Here is a 19,370-nt window from a genome sequence, read left to right on the forward strand (position 1 = left end):
ATAATTATTTAATCTATAAATAAATTATACAGTATAGCTTGTTAAATTTTATATTTTTTCATTTGCTCCAAAACCTTGAAATAGGCTATATATATTCATATCCAAATAGATTAATAAATTAATATATTCATTTATTTGGGAACATAATTTTTTTTATTCACATATAATATACTGAATTTTAAAAATTGAAGGAATATTTACAATTTCAAAGAATAATTCGTAAATTTAAACTTAGTGTTAATAAATGGTTAATTTGTGAATTGTTCTTTATTTTGGCAATTGATATAATTAATATTGTAAATTCCATTTAACCATATAGGGGGTAAATATTTATGAAAAGTAAAAAATTATTAGCTACAGTCTTAAGTGCTGTAATCACTTTTTCAGCAGTCTCTGCAGTTTCTGCTGCACCTGTAGGAAAAGAAAGTAAAAAGGAACCAAAAACCACAACAATATCTTGGGACAAAAGTGAACAAAATACTAAAAAAGCTACTACCGATATAACTCAAAAGAAATTTAACAATTCTGATGAGATAAGTAAATTCTTTGAAAAAAACATCTCTAAATTTGGTGTAAAGAAAGGTTCTCTTAAAAATACCAAAGCTGTGAAGGATGACAAAGGTAAAACTCACTATCATATGATCTATCAAGTAGAAGGCATCCCTGTATACTATGGAAGAATTGTTTTTACAACTGAAAAAGACTCATCTATGGATTCTATAAATGGTAGAATCGATACTGCTTTTGAAAATGAAAGTTGGAAAAACAAAGTTAAACTATCAAAGGATAATGCTATAGAAAAAGCTAAAAGTAGCCTAAAATATGATAATTTATCTAAATCAAATGCAGACTTATATTTGTACAATTTTGAAGGAAAGCCTTATGTAGTTTATTTAGTAAATTTAGTTACAAATGATGGAGATTGGAATGTCTTTGTTAATGCTGAAAATGGTTCTATAGTAAACAAATTTAATAACACCCCTACTTTAATTGATAATAAAGATCAAAAATTACCCAATGCTGAAGAGATTAAAAGAAGTTCTGAAAAAGCTCCTAATATAAATAGTGTAATAAATGTTAATGGACAAAGTACTAAAGGCCAAGGAAAAACTAGTCTAAATGGAATAGTGGATATCGATTTAACCTATAAAGACGGAAAATATTATTTAAAAGACAGTAATAAGAACATTTATTTATATGATATAAATAACAGCTGGGCTTGTTTGTATAATTATCCTAAATCATATATATTAAGACAATCAAATCTTGTAGAAAATAACAACAATAAGTTTACAGATGATAAACATGTTGTTGCAGTAGATGGTTATGTTAATTTATCCAAAACCTATGATTATTATAAAAATAAATTCAACAGAAATAGTATAGATAACAAAGGTATGAATGTTGAAGGATTTATTCATGCTGGTAAAAATTTTAATAATGCCTTTTGGAGAGATGATCTAGGTGCTATGTTCTTTGGTGATGGAGATGGAAGAGTATTCTCTCCCCTATCAAAATCCTTAGATATTGTAGGCCATGAAGTAAGTCACGGTGTAACTAGTAAAGAATCCAAGCTTAAATATGAAAATGAATCTGGAGCCTTAAACGAATCCTTCTCTGATATTATGGGAGTAGCTATTGATGGTAAGAACTTTGAAATAGGTGAAGAATGTTATACACCAAATATTCCTGGAGATACAATGAGAGATATGAAGGATCCATCTAGAGGAGATCAACCAGCTCATATGAAAGATTTCAAATATCTTCCTAATGATGAAGACAATGATTGGGGTGGAGTTCATACAAATTCAGGTATAATAAACCATGCTGCTTATTTGATTGCAGATGGCATGGAAAAATCCGGTGAAGCAAATGGTAAAGATATTATGGCAAAATTATTTTATAGAGCTAATTGCTATCAATGGGATGAAACAACAAATTTTGCTAAATGTAGAAATGACTTAATTAAAGTTACTAAAGACCTTTATGGTGAAAATAGTAAGCATGTAAAAATTGTTGAAAATGCCTTTGATCAAGTTGGAATAACTGCTACACCTCAATTACCATTATAATTAAAAATATTTTAAGTTTATAAATATATCTATATAAACTTATAAACCTATTAATACTTTACTTAATAAATATTAATAGGTTTATAAGTAACAATTTATATTCTATTGGAGGTTAAGATATTTATGAAAAGTAAAAGATTATTAGCTACAGTGTTAAGTGCTATAATTACTTTTTCCGCAGTATCTGCAGTTTCTGCTGCACCTGTAGGAAAAGAAAGCAAAAGCGAGCCAAAAACTACAACTATATTTTGGGAAAATAACACTCACAATACTAGAAAATCTACTACTGGCATAACTCAAGAAAAATTTAACAGCTCCCAGGATATAACTAAATTCTTCGAAAAGAACATCTCTAAATTTGGTGTAAAGAAAGGTTCTCTTAAAAATACTAAAGTTGTAAAAGATGACAAAGGTAAAACTAACTATCATATGATTTATCAAGTAGATGATATTCCTGTATATTATGGAAGAATTATTTTTACAACTAAAAAAGATTCATCTATAGACTCTATAACTGGTAAAATTGATGCCACTTTTGAAAATAACAGTTGGAAAAACAAAGTCAAACTATCAAAGGATAATGCTATAGAAAAAGCTAAAGATAGCATAAAACATGATAGTTTATCTAAAACAAATGCAGATTTATATTTATACAACTTTGAAGGAAAACCTTATGTAGCTTATTTAGTTAATTTGGTTGCAGATAATGGAGATTGGAATGTTTTTGTTAATGCTGAGGATGGTTCTATAATAAATCAATTTAACAATACCCCTACCCTAATTGAAAATAAAGATGAAAATTTACCTAATGCTGAAAAAATTAAAAAAGCTTCCAAAGAACCTGCCAATATAAATAATGTAATAAATGTTAATGGTCAAACTGTTAAAGGGCAAGGTAAAACTACTTCAGACGGAATAGTTGATATTGATTTAACTTATGCAAATGGAAAATATTATCTGAAAGATAGTAATAAAAATGTTTATCTATATGACATAAATAATAGTTGGGCTCCTACAATTGGTCTTTTTTCTAAAGATTATATATTAAGACGTTCAACCCTTGTAGAAAATAACAGCAATAAATTTACAGAGGATAAACATGTTACTGCAGTAGATGGTTATGTTAATTTATCCAAAACTTATGATTACTATAAAAATAAGTTTAATAGAAATAGTCTAGATAATAAAGGTATGAATGTTGAAGGATTCATTCACACTGGTAGAAAATTCAATAATGCCTTTTGGAGAGATGACCTTGGTTCTATGTTCTTTGGTGATGGAGATGGTAAATTATTCTCTTCCTTTGCAAGTTCTTTAGATGTTGTAGGTCATGAAGTGAGTCATGGTGTAACTAGTAAAGAATCCAATCTTAAATATGAAAAGGAGTCTGGTGCTTTAAATGAATCCTTCTCTGATATTATGGGAGTAGCTATTGAGGGTAAGAACTTCCAGTTAGGTGAAGACTGCTATACTCCAAATATTCCTGGAGATGCATTGAGAGATATGGAAGACCCATCTAAAGGAAATCAACCAGCTCATATGAAAGATTTTCAAGATCTTCCTGTTGATAAAGAGCATGATTGGGGTGGAGTTCATACAAATTCAGGTATAATAAATCATGCTGCTTATTTAATTGCAGTTGGAATGGAAAAATCCGGTGAGTCAGATAGTAAAGATATTATGGCAAATTTATTTTATAGAGCAAACTGCCATTACTGGGATGAAATAACAGATTTTGCTAAATGCAGAAATGATGTAGTTAAAGTTGCTAAGGATCTTTATGGTGAAAATAGTAAACATGTCAAAATCGTAGAAAGCGCTTTCGACCAAGTTGGAATAACTGCCACACCTCAATTACCATTATAATTAAAAATATTTTAATTATATAAATATTTTTATGTAAAATTATAAACCTATTAATATTTTACTATATAAATATTAATAGGTTTATAAGTAAAAATATATTAAAATGGGGGCTATTTATTCATGAAAAGTAAAAGATTATTAGCTACAGTGCTAAGTGCTGTAATCACTTTTTCAGCAGTTTCAGCAGTTTCAGCTGCACCTGTAGGAAAAGAAAGTAAAAGTGATCCAAAAACCACAACAATATCTTGGGACAAAGGTGAACAAAATGCTAAAAAGGCTACTACAGACATAAAGCAAAAGAAATTTAACAACGCTCAAGAAATAACTAAATTCTTTGAAAAAAACATATCTAAATTTGGGGTAAAAAAAGGTACTCTTAAGAGTACTAAAACTTTAAAAGATGACAAAGGTAAAACCCACTATCATACAATTTATGAAGTAGAAGGTATACCTGTATACTATGGAAGGATTGTCTTTACTACTGAAAAAGACTCAACTATGGATTCTATAAATGGTAGAGTTGATACTGTTTTTGAAAATGGAAATTGGAAAAACAAAATCAAACTATCAAAAGAAGATGCCATAGCAAAAGCTAAAGCTGATATTAAAAATGAAAAATCCAACAAGGAAAAGGCTGAGTTATATCTGTATAATTTCGAGGGCAAACCTTATGTAGTTTATTTAGTAAATTCAATTACAAATAGCGGTAATTGGGATATTTTTGTTAATGCTGAAGATGGTTCTATAGTAAATAAATTTAATAATACGCCTACTCTACTTGATACTAAAGCTGAGAAATTACCCAATGCTAAAAAAATTAAAGATGAAGCTGAAAAAAATAAAGCTAAAAAGGCTAATAATGTGAATAATGTAATTGATGTACAAGGTCAAAGCGTTAAAGGATTAGGAAGAACTAGCTTAGATGGACTAGTAAATATTGATCTGACTTATGGCAATGGAAGATATTATTTAAAAGATAATAATAGAAAAATTTATATATATGATTTAAAAAATCAAGTTGATCTGGATGACTTAAACGATTTTTATGACTCTCCAAAGGGTGGCCATAATGAAGAGCTTATGCGTAGATCTGAATTAGTATCTAATTCTAATAATAATTTTGTAGATGATAATCAAGTTAACTCTATAGATGCTTATGCAAATATGGCTAAGTCTTATGATTATTATAAAAATAAACTATCTAGAAATAGTCTTGATAATAAAGGTATGAATGTTAAGGGATTTGTTCATTTTGACAAAAATTTGGGTAACGCCTTTTGGGTTGGAGAATACGATAGTATGTTCTTTGGCGATGGTGATGGAGTGCGCTTATCTCCTCTTGCTAAAGCTTTAGATATTGTAGGCCACGAACTAAGTCATGGTGTTACTAATAAAGCATCAAATCTTAAATATGAAAAGGAATCTGGTGCTTTAAATGAATCCTTCTCAGATATTATGGGAACAGCTATTGAGGGTAAAAACTTTGAAATAGGTGAAGATTGCTGGATACCTACTTGGTTCTATGGAGAGGTAATGAGAGATATGAAAGATCCATCTAGAGGAAGACAACCCGCTCACATGAAAAATTTTAGAAAGCTTCCTGTTGATAGAGATAATGATTGGGGTGGAGTTCATATAAATTCAGGTATAATAAACCATGCTGCTTATTTAATTGCAGATGGATTTGAAAAAATGGGTGCAAAAGATAGTAAAGATATTATGGGAAAACTATTTTATATAGCTAACTGCTATTACTGGGATCAAACAACAGATTTTGCTAAATGCAGAAATGATGTAGTTAAAGTTGCTAAAGATCTTTACGGTGACAATAGTAAAGAAGTTGAAATTGTAAAAAATGCTTTCGAGAAAGTTGGAATAACTGCTACACCTCAATTGCCATTATAATCAAATATACTTTGATTATAAAATATATTTATAAAACTATATTTACTTTATAAACATTAAAAAGTTTATAAATAAAAATATATTAAAATGGGGGTTATTTATTCATGAAAAGTAAAAGATTATTAGCTACAGTGTTAAGTGCTGTGATCACTTTTTCAGCAGTTTCAGCAGTTTCAGCTGCACCTGTAGGAAAAGAAAGTAAAAGTGACCCAAAGACCACAACAATATCTTGGGACAAAAGTGAACAAAATACTAGAAAGGCTACCACAGACATAAAGCAAAAGAAATTTAACAACGCTGAAGAAATAACTAAATTTTTTGAGAAAAACATATCTAAATTTGGGGTAAAAAAAGGTACTCTTAAGAGTACTAAAACTTTAAAAGATGACAAAGGTAAAACTCACTATCATACAATTTATGAAGTAGAAGGAATACCTGTATACTATGGAAGAATTGTCTTTACTACTGAAAAAGACTCAACTATGGACTCTATAAATGGTAGAGTTGATACTGTTTTTGAAAATGGAAATTGGAAAAACAAAATCAAACTATCAAAAGAAGATGCCATAGAAAAAGCTAAAACTGATATTAAAGATCAAAAGTCAAATAGTGAAAAAGCTGATTTATATTTGTACAATTTTGAAGGAAAACCTTATGTAGTTTATTTAGTAAATTTAATTACAAATAGCGGCAATTGGGATGTTTTTGTTAATGCAGAAGATGGCTCTATAGTAAATAAATTTAATAATACTCCTACTTTAATTGACAATAAAGCTGAAAAATTACCCAATGCTAAAGAAATTAAAGATGGAGCTAAAAAAAATGAAGCTAAAAAGGCTAATAAGGCTACCAATGTAAATAGTATAGTTAATGTACAAGGTCAAAGCGTTAAAGGAGTAGGAAGAACTAGCTTAGATGGACTAGTAAATATTGATCTAACTTATGGCTATGGAAGATATTTTTTAAAAGATAATAATAGAAAAATTTATATATATGATTTAAAAAATCAAGTTAATGACACTGACTTAGAAAATTATTTGACTTGGTACCCTGGGAACCACAATGAAGCGCTAATGGGTAGATCTGAATTAGTATCTAATTCCAATAATAATTTTGTAGATAATGATAAAGTTAACTCTGTAGATGCTTATGTAAATATGGGTAAGTCTTATGATTATTATAAAAATAAATTATCTAGAAATAGTATTGATAATAAAGGTATGGATGTTAAGGGATTTGTTCATGTAGGCAAAGATTATGGTAACGCCTTTTGGTATGGAGAATACGATAGTATGTTCTTTGGCGATGGTAACGGACTATACTTCTCCCCTCTTGCTAAAGCTTTAGATGTTGTAGGCCACGAACTAAGTCATGGTGTTACTAATAAGCAATCCGATCTTAAATATGAAAAAGAATCTGGTGCTTTAAACGAATCTTTCTCAGATATTATGGGAACAGCTATTGAGGGTAAAAACTTTGAAATAGGTGAAGATTGCTGGATACCTAGTGCTCAATATGGACCGATAATGAGAGATATGAAAAATCCAGCTAGAGGAAATCAACCAGCTCATATGAAAGATTTTAGAGATCTTCCTGTTGATGAAGATCATGATTGGGGTGGAGTTCATACAAATTCAGGTATAATAAACCATGCTGCTTATTTAATTGCAGATGGATTTGAAAAAATGGGTGCAAAAGATAGTAAAGATATTATGGCAAAAATATTCTATATAGCTAACTGCTATTACTGGGATCAAATAACAGATTTTGCTAAATGCAGAAACGATGTAGTTAAAGTTACTAAAGATCTTTACGGCGACAATAGTAAAGAAATTGAAATTGTAAAAAATGCTTTCGATAAAGTTGGAATAACTGCTACACCTCAATTGCCATTATAATCAAATATACTTTGATTATAAAATATATTTATAAAACTATATAATTTTAGTATTTTACTTTATAAACATTAGTAAGTTTATAAGTAAAAATATATTAAATGGGGGTTATTTATTCATGAAAAGTAAAAAATTATTAGCTACAGTGCTAAGTGCTGTGATCACTCTTTCTACTGTTTCTGCAGTTTATGCTGCGCCTGTAGGAAAAGAAAGTAAAGTTGAACCAAAAACTACAACAATAACTTGGGAAAAAAATGAACAAAATACTAAAAAAGCTACTACTGATATAACTGAAAAGAAATTTAATAATTCTGGGGAAATAGCTAAATTCTTTGAAAAAAACATATCTAAATTTGGTGTACAAAAAGGCTCTCTTAAAAGCACCAAAACTGTAAAAGACGAAAAAGGTAAAACTAACTATCATATGATTTATGAAGTAGAAGGTATACCTGTATACTATGGAAGAATTGTCTTTACAACTGAAAAAGACTCCTCCATGGATTCTATAAATGGTAGAATTGATACTGTTTTTGAAAATGGAAATTGGAAAAACAGAATTAAACTATCAAAGGATAATGCCATAGCAAAAGCTAAAAATGATATTAAAGATGAAAAAGCAACTAGTAAAAAGGCCGATATATATCTTTATAATTTTGATGGGAAACCTTATGTAGTTTATTTAGTAGATCTAATTACAGATAATGGGAGTTGGACGGTTTTTGTTAATGCTGAAGATGGTTCTATAGTAAATAAATTCAATAACACTCCTACTTTAATTGATACTAAAGGTCAAAAATTACCCAATGCTAAAAAAATTAAAGATGAAGCTAAAAAATCTAGCAATGCAAATAATGTAATCGATGTTCAAGGCCAAACCGTTAAAGGAAAAGGTAGAACTAGTTTAGACGGGATAATAGATATTGATTTAACTTATAAAAACGGAAACTATTATTTAAAAGATAGTAGTAAGAATATTTATGTATATGATTTAAAAAATAAGGTTAGTGCTAATGACTTATCTATGTATATCAGAGATTATTACTATGGAGGACCTCATTATAAACAAAGATTACTGTCTAAATCCGAACTAGTATCTAATCAAAGTAATAATTTCGTAAATGCCAATCAAGCTAACTCTATAGACGCTTATGTAAATATGGGAAAGACCTATGATTATTATAAAAATAATTTAAACAGAAACAGCATTGATGGTAATGGTATGAATGTTAATGGATTTGTCCATATTGGTAAAAATTTTGGTAACGCTTTTTGGTTCGGACCATATGATAGTATGTTCTTTGGTGATGGTGATGGAGTATACTTCTCTTCTATAGCAAAAGCTTTAGATGTTGTGGGACATGAACTGAGCCACGGTGTAACTAATAAAGAATCTAATCTTAAATACGAGAATGAATCTGGAGCTTTAAACGAATCATTCTCAGACATTATGGGAGTAGCTGTTGAGGGTAAAAACTTTATAATAGGTGAAGATTGCTGGGTAGCTAACGGCGTAATGAGAGATATGAAGGATCCATCTAGAGGTGACCAACCAGCACACATGAAAGATTATAGATATATGCCTAACGATCAAGAAAATGACAACGGTGGAGTTCATGCAAACTCAGGTATAATAAACCATGCTGCTTATTTAGTTGCAGATGGAATAGAAAAAACTGGTGCAAAAAATAGTAAAGATATTATGGGAAAAATATTCTATACAGCTAATTGTTATAAATGGGATGAAACAACAAATTTTGCCAAATGCAGAAATGACGTAGTTCAAGTTACTAAAGAACTTTATGGCGAAAATAGCAACTATGTAAAAATTGTTGAAAAAGCTTTTGACCAAGTTGGAATAACTGCTACACCTCAATTACCATTATAATAAAAATCCTATTGAACCTATAAATATATCTATATAAAATTATAAACCTATTGATATTTTGCTATATAAATATCAATAGGTTTATAAGTAAAAATATATTAACTGGGGGTTATTTATTCATGAAAAGTAAAAAATTATTAGCTACAGTATTAAGTGCTGTAATCACTTTTTCAGCAGTTTCAGCAGTTTCAGCTGCACCTGTAGGAAAAGAAAGTAAAAGCGAGCCAAAAACCACAACAATATCCTGGGACAAAAGTGAACAAAATACTAAAAAGGCTACTACAGACATAAAGCAAAAGAAATTTAACAACGCTCAAGAAGTAACTAATTTCTTTGAAAAAAACATCTCTAAATTTGGGGTAAAAAAAGGTACTCTTAAGAGTACTAAAACTTTAAAAGATGACAAAGGTAAAACTCACTATCATACAATTTATGAAGTAGAAGGTATACCTGTATACTATGGAAGAATTGTATTTACTACTGAAAAAGACTCAACTATGAACTCTATAAATGGTAGAGTTGATACTGTTTTTGAAAATGGAAATTGGAAAAACAAAATCAAACTATCAAAAGAAGACGCCATAGCAAAAGCTAAAGGTGATATTAAAGATCAAAAATCAAATAGTGAAAAAGCTGATTTATATTTGTACAATTTTGAAGGAAAACCTTATGTAGTTTATTTGGTAAATGCAATGACAGATAGCGGTAATTGGAATATTTTTGTTAATGCTGAAGACGGCTCTATAGTAAATAAATTTGATACTACTCCTACTTTAGTTGAAAATAAAGATAAAAAATTACCTAATGCTAAAAAAATTAAAGATGAAGCTGAAAAAAATGAAGCTAAAAAGGCTAATGCTAGTAATGTAAATAGTGTAACTGATGTACAAGGCCAAAGCGTTAAAGGAATAGGAAGAACTAGCTTAGATGGACTAGTAAATCTTGATCTAACTTATGGCAATGGAAGATATTATTTAAAAGACAATAATAGAAAGATTTATCTATATGATTTAAAAAATCAAGTTAGTGGTGACGATTTGTACAGATATATTATAGAACATTATTACTATGGTGCTCCTGACTATAAACAGAGATTAATGTCTCAATCCGAACTAGTATCTAATTCAAATAATAATTTTATAAATGATAATCAAGTTAATTCTGTAGATGCTTATGTAAATACAGCTAAGACCTATGATTATTATAAAAATAAATTATCTAGAAATAGTATTGATAATAAAGGTATGAATGTTAATGGATTTGTCCATGTAGACAAAAATTTGGGTAACGCCTTTTGGTATGGACCATATGATAGTATGTTCTTTGGTGATGGTGACGGAGTACGCTTCTCTGCTCTTGCTAAATCTTTAGATGTTGTAGGACATGAACTTAGTCATGGTGTTACTAATAAACAATCTGACCTTAATTATGCAAATGAATCTGGTGCTTTAAACGAATCCTTCTCAGATATTATGGGAACAGCTGTTGAGGGTAAAAACTTTGTATTAGGTGAAGATTGCTGGATTGCTGGAGGGGTAATGAGAGATATGGAAAACCCATCTAGAGGAGGCCAACCAGCTCATATGAAAGATTATGCATATATGTCTGAAGATAACGGTGGAGTTCATAAAAATTCAGGTATAATAAACCATGCGGCTTATTTAATTGCAGATGGATTTGAAAAAATGGGAACAAAAGATAGTAAGGATATTATGGGAAAACTATTTTATATAGCTAATTGCTATTACTGGGATCAAACAACCGATTTTGCTAAATGTAGAAATGACGTAGTTAGAGTTGCTAAAGATCTTTATGGTGACAATAGTAAAGAAGTTGAAATTGTAAAAAATGCTTTTGATAAAGTTGGAGTATATGCTACACCTCAACTATCATTATAATAAAAATATTATTAAAACTGCAAAACTATAAATATAATCATATAAAAAACTAAATTTAAATAAATAAGATGATTTCTACCTAAGTAAGAAATCATCTTATTTATATATACTAATTATATTGGGGGTTAAGATATTTATGAAAAGTAAAAAATTATTAACTATACTTTTAAGTGCTATAATAACAGCTTCATCAATCTCATCAGTTTACGCTGCAGAACCCGTGGGAATAAAAAGTAAATACCAGCCAAACACCACCACTATATTTTGGGAAAAAGGTAAACAAAATAATGAAAAATCTGTCACTAATATAGCTTCAGAAAAATTCAACAATTTCGAAGAAATAAACCAGTTCTTTCAACAAAATATATCTAAGTTTGGTTTTAAAAAAGGCTCTCTTAAAAGTATGAAAACTTTAAAGGATGAAAAAGGGAAAACCCACTATCATACAATTTATGAAGTAGAAGGTATACCTGTATACTATGGAAGAATTGTTTTTACTACTGAAGAAGATTCCACTATGAATTCTATAAATGGTGGAGTAGATATTTCCTTTGAAAATGATAATTGGGAAAATAAAATTAAGCTATCAAAGAGTGATGCTATAGCGAAAGCTAAAAATAATATCAAATATGAAGAGCTACATGATTCAAAGGCAGACTTATATTTATATAATTTTGAAGGGAAGCCTTATGTAGTTTATTTAGTAGATTTAGATACGGATACGGGAAATTGGAATATTTTTGTTAATGCTGAAGATGGTTCTATAGTAAATAAATTTAATAATACCCCTACTCTAGCTAATACTAGAGATAAGAAATTGACCAGTACTAAAAAAATTAATACTAAAGTTAATAAATCAAATAATGTAGTTGATGTTCAAGGTGATACTCTTAAAGGAAAAGGTAAAAGTTCTTTAAATGGAATAGTAGATATTGATCTAACTTATAAAGATGGAAAATACTATTTAAAAAATAGCAACAAAAATATTTATGTCTATGATATAAATAATAAATATATAGGCTATACTAAATCAGATTTGTTAAGAGCTTCTAGCCTTGTAGAAAATAATAGCAGTGAATTTACAGATGATAAACATATAATTGCTGTGGATACTTATATAAACTTAGGGAAAACTTATGATTATTACAAAGATAAATTTAATAGAAATAGTATTGATAATAAAGGTATGAAGGTTGAAGCCTTTGTTGATTACAATGCAGTTGGAGATGCTGCTTGGAATGAAGAATTTAATTCCATGTTTTTTGGAAATGGTGATGGAAAAAACTTTGCTCATATGTCAAAGTCTTTAGATATAGTAGGTCATGAGTTCAGTCATGGTGTAACGCATAAAGAATCTAATCTTAAATATGAAAATGAATCTGGTGCTTTAAGTGAATCCTTTTCAGATATTATGGGAGTAGCTATTAAAGGTAAAAACTTTAAACTAGGGGAAGATTCCTGGAAACCAAATACTGAGGAAGCTGCAATAAGAGATATGCAAGATCCATCTAAAAGAGGCCAACCAGCTCATATGAAAGATTATAGATATATGCCTGCCACTCCGATGGGTGATAATGGTGGTGTTCATGTAAATTCAGGTATAACAAATCATGCAGCTTACTTAATTGCAGATGGTATAGAAAAATTAGGAGTAGAAAATAGTAAAGATATTATGGCAAAATTATTTTATACAGCTAATTGCTATGAATGGGATGAGACAACAAATTTCTCTAAATGTAGAAATGATTTAATTAAAGTTACTAAAGACCTCTATGGGGAAAATAGTAAATATGTTCAAATTGTAGAAAATGCTTTTGACAAAGTTGGAATAACTGCTACACCTCAATTACCATTATAATAAAATCCAATTAAACCTATAAATATAACTATGTAAAAACTGATTTTAAATAAATAAGATGATTTCTTATTTGCATAGAAATCATCTTATTTATATATAATAATTATATTATAATTAATAGTATAATAATTGATAATATAATTATATTGGGGGCTAAGATATTTATGAAAAGTAAAAAATTATTAACTATACTTTTAAGTACTATAATGACTTTTTCACCAGTTTCATCAATTTATGCTACAGGTCCTGTAGGGAAAAAAAGTAAAAATGAGCCAAAAACTACAACAATATTTTGGGAAAAAAGTAAACAGAACAATAAAAAATCTACCACTAATATAAATGAAAAAAAATTTAACAATTTTGAAGAAATAAACCAATTCTTTCAACAAAATATCTCTAAATTTGGATTAAAGAAAGGTTCTCTTAAAAGTACAAAAACCTTAAAAGATGAAAAAGGCAAAACTTACTATCATACAATTTACCAAATAGAAAGCATACCTGTATACTATGGAAGAATAGTTTTTACTACTGAAAAAGACTCCACTATGAGTTCTATAACCGGTAGAGTGGACACTGCTTTTGAAAATGGAAATTGGAAAAATAAAATCAAACTATCAAAGAATGCTGCTATAGAAAAAGCTAAAAATAATATTAAATATGAAGGTTTATATGAGTCAAAGGCAGATTTATATTTATATAATTTTCAAGGAAATCCTTATGTGGTTTATTTAGTAGATTTAGACACAGATACGGGAAATTGGAATGTTTTTGTTAATGCTGAAGATGGTTCTATAGTAAATAAATTTAATAATACCCCCTACTCTAATTAATACTAGAAATAAAAAATTGCCCAGTAGTAAAAAAACTAATACTAAAGCTAACAAAGGAAATAATTTAGTTGATGTTCAAGGTAATATTATTAAAGGAAAAGGTAAAAGCTCTTTAATAGGAATTTCTTTTTATGAATACTTTATACTAACGCCATTTTAAAAATGAGTATATAGGTATATTTATATAGAAAATAAATTTGCCTACATACTCAAATGAATAAGATGACTTTTGCACTGAACAAAAGTCATCTTATTTAAATTCTATTTATATTAATTATAATCTATCTATTTTATAGTCTTATACTTTTATAGTTTTATATTTCTGTATTTTTTGTATTTTTTATTATATTTTTTCAGTTCTTTTTCTATCTCTGTTATTAATTCATTAAATCTGAAACTCTTTTCTCCTAAAAGTATTTTTACTGCATCCTCTAAAGTTTCCATAGTATATATAGCAAACTCTCTTTTTTTTATGGCTTCTTCCACTTCTTTGTTTAATACTAAGTTTTCTTTATTTGATTCTGGTATTAATATCCCCTTATCCTTTATATCTTTTTTATATCTACATACTTCATAAAATCCTTCTATTTTTTCATTTACACCACCTATAGGTTGAACCTGACCAAATTGATTTATTGATCCCGTAACTGCTATACTTTGTGTTACAGGTATATTACTTAGAGCAGATAACATAGCTATGGCCTCTGCTACAGAAGCGCTATCTCCATCCACTTTTCCATATATCTGTTCAAAACTCAAATGGAAATCTACTGGCAATGTATCATATTTCCCTATTATACTATTTATATATCCCTTTAAAGTACTTATAGCTTTGTTGTGTATATTTCCACTTAAATTACTTTCCTTTTGAATATCTATAATATCTCCATTACCTTTATAACAACAGCAAGTTATTTTAATAGGTCTTCCAAAACTTGCATATCCTAAATCTATTACAGATAGACCATTTACTTGCCCAACTTTACTTCCTTTTATGTCTATAAATATTCTTTCTTTTTCATACCCTTCCATAACTTCTTTTTCTATTTCCTCTTTTTCATAAGCTACAAATTGTATATCTTCTTTTGTTATAATATCTCTATTTTCAATCCTAGTTTTGTTATCAGCTTGTATTAATAATCTATCTATCTCATAATTATCAAAATAAAATTTATTTTTATTTTCAGCTTTTCTTGATAAATATTTGCATACTTCTTTTACAGCCTCTTCATTTATATTTTTCAAATTTTCATTTTCGCATATATTATATATATTTTTACAAATCCATTCTTTACTCTTACTATTTATATCCACTATTTTATTATATTCTGATTTTAACTTAAATATCTTTTTAAAATCTTCATCATAATTATAAAGTAAATTATAGGTTTCATAATCTCCTATAATTATTACCTTTAATTTAGTGTTTATCGGTTCCGGTTTTAAACCTCCTAAAGATAATAGTTCTAGATATCCTTTATTATAATCAAAATCTATCTTATCATTCATAAGAGCTTTCTTTAAATAAAAATAAGCTGAGCCATTTGTAAACAAACTATTAGCTCTTATAATTAGGCAACCCTCATTAGCTTTTAAAAGTGATCCTGCTTTAATTAAACTAGCATCTGTATAATACACCCCATTTTTATTTTCATATTCTATGCTTCCAACTAAATTATTTACTGAGGGACTTTCTTCAAATATAACTAAAGGACTCTTGTTTAAAGTATTATCCACTATTACATTTACTTTATATTTATATATACCCTGTGCTATAAATTCTTGATCTTCTTCATAGTTTGAAGTGTAATTTTCTATTAATTCATTTTCTATATTTCTGCAAACACTATTTAAAAAATCTAGGGCTTGAATACTATCCTCAAACTCCATTCTGTATTCTTCCTTTAAACTTTTCATTTCCATTTCAAAATAAGTCTTCATTATATCTTTTAGTTCTTCTAATCCTTCCATCTCCATATCAGCTAATATTTCTAAAGAAGCTTCTGCCTTTTCTTTTAATTTAGATACTTTTGCTAATATCTCTTCTTTGTCTTCTTTATTCAAATCTTCATATTCACTTTCACTTAGAGCCTCCCCCTCCTTTATGGGCATAAAAACAAAGCCAGATACACCCGTTTTTATTTCAAACCCTTCTTGTTTTGACTCCTCTATAAGTTCATTTACTATTTCATGCCTTTTTCTCTCCATGCTCTCTAAAATAATTTCTTTTTCTTTATTGGAAGATTTATTATAAAAATCATATATACATTCATTATATTCTGTTTGAATATCTTCTAATTTTTCTTTTAATATTTTCCCTTTGCCATTTTCTAAATATATACTATAAGGGTATCTTTCTTCCTCTAAAACTACATAGCAAATATCCTTTGGCTTACTTTTTTTCTCTAACTTTTGACTTATAAAATTTATTATACTATCTAATTTTTCTTTAGAAAAATCATCTACTAAGTATAAATTGTATCCTGGTTTATCTATATCTAAAGCAATATTTATCTTTTCATATATAGAGTTATATTCTGGAGTATACTTTTGGGTTTTATCTATATTGATATCATTAAGTTCCACATTATATAATAAATCCTTTGACTCTATTTTTCTTAGCATGTTTCACTCCCCCTTTTAGTCATTAATATATTAATATTCATTAAGGTTTACTTTAGTAACTAAAGAGGTTTATATTTTCATAATAAAAAATATAAAATTAAGTTTCCTTGTTAATATTCCTTTATATATAGTATTACCTATATTAAATATAAGTTCTTAATACTATTTTTTCTTAAATAATAAAACTACCTATTAGAGATGATTCTTATTTTAAGAAGGCTTAATATAAATGAGAGCACATTTATATTTCATTGTTTTCCATATTAATCATCTTTTAGGTAGTTTTATTTTAAATTAATTTTTTTGCTTTTATATACAATATATAAAAGCTTTTCTACGGTTATTATCTATATTAAATTTAAAGAGAATTTCTAAATATATTACTAACAACTTTTTTATCTGCATCTATTGGGGCCATACTTAACAATAAGTCTAGGCTTGGTGTTTCAAAAGCTAACTTTGTCAATTTTTCCACATCACTTTCCTTAAATCCTAAGTCTGTTAATTTTTCTGTAATACCTATACTATATAACCATCTTTCTATACCTTTAGCTGCTATTTCAGCCTCTCCTGGATTTCCTTCCAATCCACAAACTATTGGTGATAAAATATCTGCTAAAACTTCAGATACTGATGGATATATTTCCTTTATTACAGCAGGTAATAATATTCCTAATCCTAACCCATGAGATAAATCTGGTTTTACTGCACTTAATGGATGTTCTAAAGCATGAGTAAAATGAAGCAATCCATTATCAAAACATATACCTGCAATTAAAGAAGCATATGTTAAATAATATCTAGCTGTTAAATCCCCTGGATGTTGTAATGCCTGAGGCAAATATCTAGAAACCACTCTTACTGTTTCCTTTGCTAATAATATGGTATATGGACTTGCTACTTTACTTGTGGATGCCTCTACTACGTGATTTATAGCATCCACTGATACATAGCAAGTTTGATGCACTGGTAGCTTAACCATAAGTTGTGGGTCATCTATAGCATATAGAGGATATATACAATCATAGGCTATAGCTGGCTTGTATTCTTTTTCTGGAATACTAACTACTGCAAATCTATCTCCTTCTGTACCTGTTCCATGAGTTAAATTTATTGCAATAACCGGAACTGCTTTTTCTGGAGTAAATTTAAATTCATATATATCCCTTGCGGTTTTATCTTTATATTCTAGAAGTATTGCTGCACTCTTAGCTGCATCTATAGGACTTCCTCCTCCTATGCCAATTACCGCCTTTGCACCTAATTCATTTCCCATTCTGGCAGCCTCGTCTACTTGATCTGCAGTTGGATTTGGTGTAACTTCATTATATAAAATGTAGGCTATGTTTTCCTTTTCCAAAGCTTTTTCAACATAATCCCAAGCTCCAGTTTTTTTATAAGCTCCTCTTCCAGTAACAATAAGTACCTTGTCTATACTCATTTTTTTCAAATTAGATATTATATCATATATTTTTTCTATTGCTCCTATCCCTAAATAAACAGTGGTTTTAAATCTTATCTCTCTTATCTCATTTATAGTAATTTTAGATTCCCACATTTATAAATACCCCCTTAAATATATATAAGATTCCATAAATAATGTAAATAAATCATCATATTTATATTATAGTTATTTTTTTAACGAATTACAACAGCTTTTATAACTATCCCAAAACATTATAAGGGAATTTTTTCAAATTCAAACTCTTACATCTGTTAATTCAGGGCATTTCTCTGATCATACATTATATATTTAAAATCATTATTCATATTTAATTAATATCCTTTTAACAACTTGTAGATATTTGTGATTATATTATTACATATTTTTAAGTTTAATTAATTTGGATAACCAATTTTATCCTTGTATCAATTATAATTATTTTCTTTATATTAAATTACTTATATAAAAAGCCAAATTACTTTTATTATTTAAGTAATTTGGCTTTTTATTCTTATATATATTAAAGAAGAACATATCTAAGACTTATAAGTACATATGTTATAAACACTGCTGTACCACTTAATAGAAGAGCTATAAAAACTCTACGCAAGGCGTAGTTATTACTACCCACAAAACCACATCCTATTTTTTTCTTTTCACTATACTTTATAATTATAATAATATATATATGCTTTGTAATCAAACTAAATAATTGCTAAATTTTCTTAAAATTGCACAATAAAATTGATTATATATTAATATGCTATTATTTTAACATTTTTTTCTCTGGATTTCTCCTTATTTTTATATAGAATAATATTAATATTCGTTCATTTTCTAAGCTTTCAATAACTTTTCTCTTTTTTAAAGACCAATATAAATATGAATTATAACTTTCATTAACATTTAAAATATCAAATTCCAATTTAAGACTTAATAAAAAGAAGAGGTCATCTGAAAATTAAATCTACTTTGAATCAATCTCTTCATAAGTTAATAAATTTACATCAACAGCATCTAAATCTATAGGTGCACAACTTATTTATTGTATCGTTATAATATTTATGGTAATACTATTTATAGTATTATCAA

Annotated in this window: 9 protein-coding genes and 1 pseudogene; 8 read left to right on the forward strand and 2 right to left on the reverse strand. The window is 28.1% G+C overall.

What is annotated here, in order from left to right; all coding sequences use genetic code 11:
* Positions 1-332 precede the first annotated feature (332 nt).
* From ACYUEW_RS08880 to ACYUEW_RS08915, 8 genes and pseudogenes are all read left to right on the forward strand, one after another.
* Positions 333-2,072: a M4 family metallopeptidase gene (locus ACYUEW_RS08880; protein WP_460276600.1), complete on the forward strand. Its 1,740-nt coding sequence runs from the start codon at positions 333-335 to the stop codon at positions 2,070-2,072.
* Positions 2,073-2,195: 123 nt separating this feature from the next.
* Positions 2,196-3,938 carry a M4 family metallopeptidase gene (locus ACYUEW_RS08885; RefSeq protein ID WP_460276601.1) on the forward strand — a complete coding sequence of 581 codons (1,743 nt, stop codon included), beginning with the start codon at positions 2,196-2,198 and terminating at the stop codon, positions 3,936-3,938.
* Between the two features lie 120 nt (positions 3,939-4,058).
* Entirely contained in the window at positions 4,059-5,843 is a 1,785-nt protein-coding gene (locus ACYUEW_RS08890; protein WP_460276602.1) for a M4 family metallopeptidase, read from the forward strand.
* Positions 5,844-5,947: 104 nt separating this feature from the next.
* Positions 5,948-7,741: a M4 family metallopeptidase gene (locus ACYUEW_RS08895; RefSeq protein WP_460276603.1), complete on the forward strand. Its 1,794-nt coding sequence runs from the start codon at positions 5,948-5,950 to the stop codon at positions 7,739-7,741.
* A gap of 115 nt (positions 7,742-7,856) precedes the next feature.
* Positions 7,857-9,623, forward strand: coding sequence for a M4 family metallopeptidase (locus ACYUEW_RS08900; RefSeq protein ID WP_003486593.1), 1,767 nt, complete (start codon positions 7,857-7,859; stop codon positions 9,621-9,623).
* 119 nt (positions 9,624-9,742) lie between these two features.
* A complete protein-coding gene (locus tag ACYUEW_RS08905; RefSeq protein WP_003486595.1) occupies positions 9,743-11,521 on the forward strand; it encodes a M4 family metallopeptidase in 1,779 nt (592 codons plus the stop codon).
* Positions 11,522-11,657: 136 nt separating this feature from the next.
* The gene (locus tag ACYUEW_RS08910; protein WP_460276604.1) at positions 11,658-13,379 is read left to right on the forward strand and encodes a M4 family metallopeptidase; all 1,722 of its coding nucleotides are present in this window, start codon (positions 11,658-11,660) and stop codon (positions 13,377-13,379) included.
* A 164-nt stretch (positions 13,380-13,543) separates the two neighbouring features.
* Positions 13,544-14,333 (forward strand): annotated as a pseudogene (locus ACYUEW_RS08915) (PepSY domain-containing protein); the annotation flags it as partial.
* A 182-nt stretch (positions 14,334-14,515) separates the two neighbouring features.
* Here the strand turns inward: ACYUEW_RS08915 and ACYUEW_RS08920 are convergent.
* Together ACYUEW_RS08920 and ACYUEW_RS08925 are read right to left on the reverse strand one after the other, a co-directional pair.
* Entirely contained in the window at positions 14,516-16,834 is a 2,319-nt protein-coding gene (locus ACYUEW_RS08920; protein ID WP_003486602.1) for an AAA family ATPase, read from the reverse strand.
* A 358-nt stretch (positions 16,835-17,192) separates the two neighbouring features.
* Positions 17,193-18,392 carry an iron-containing alcohol dehydrogenase gene (locus tag ACYUEW_RS08925; protein WP_043031832.1) on the reverse strand — a complete coding sequence of 400 codons (1,200 nt, stop codon included), beginning with the start codon at positions 18,390-18,392 and terminating at the stop codon, positions 17,193-17,195.
* Positions 18,393-19,370 lie beyond the last annotated feature (978 nt).

This window comes from Clostridium sp. CTA-1 (assembly GCF_054768215.1).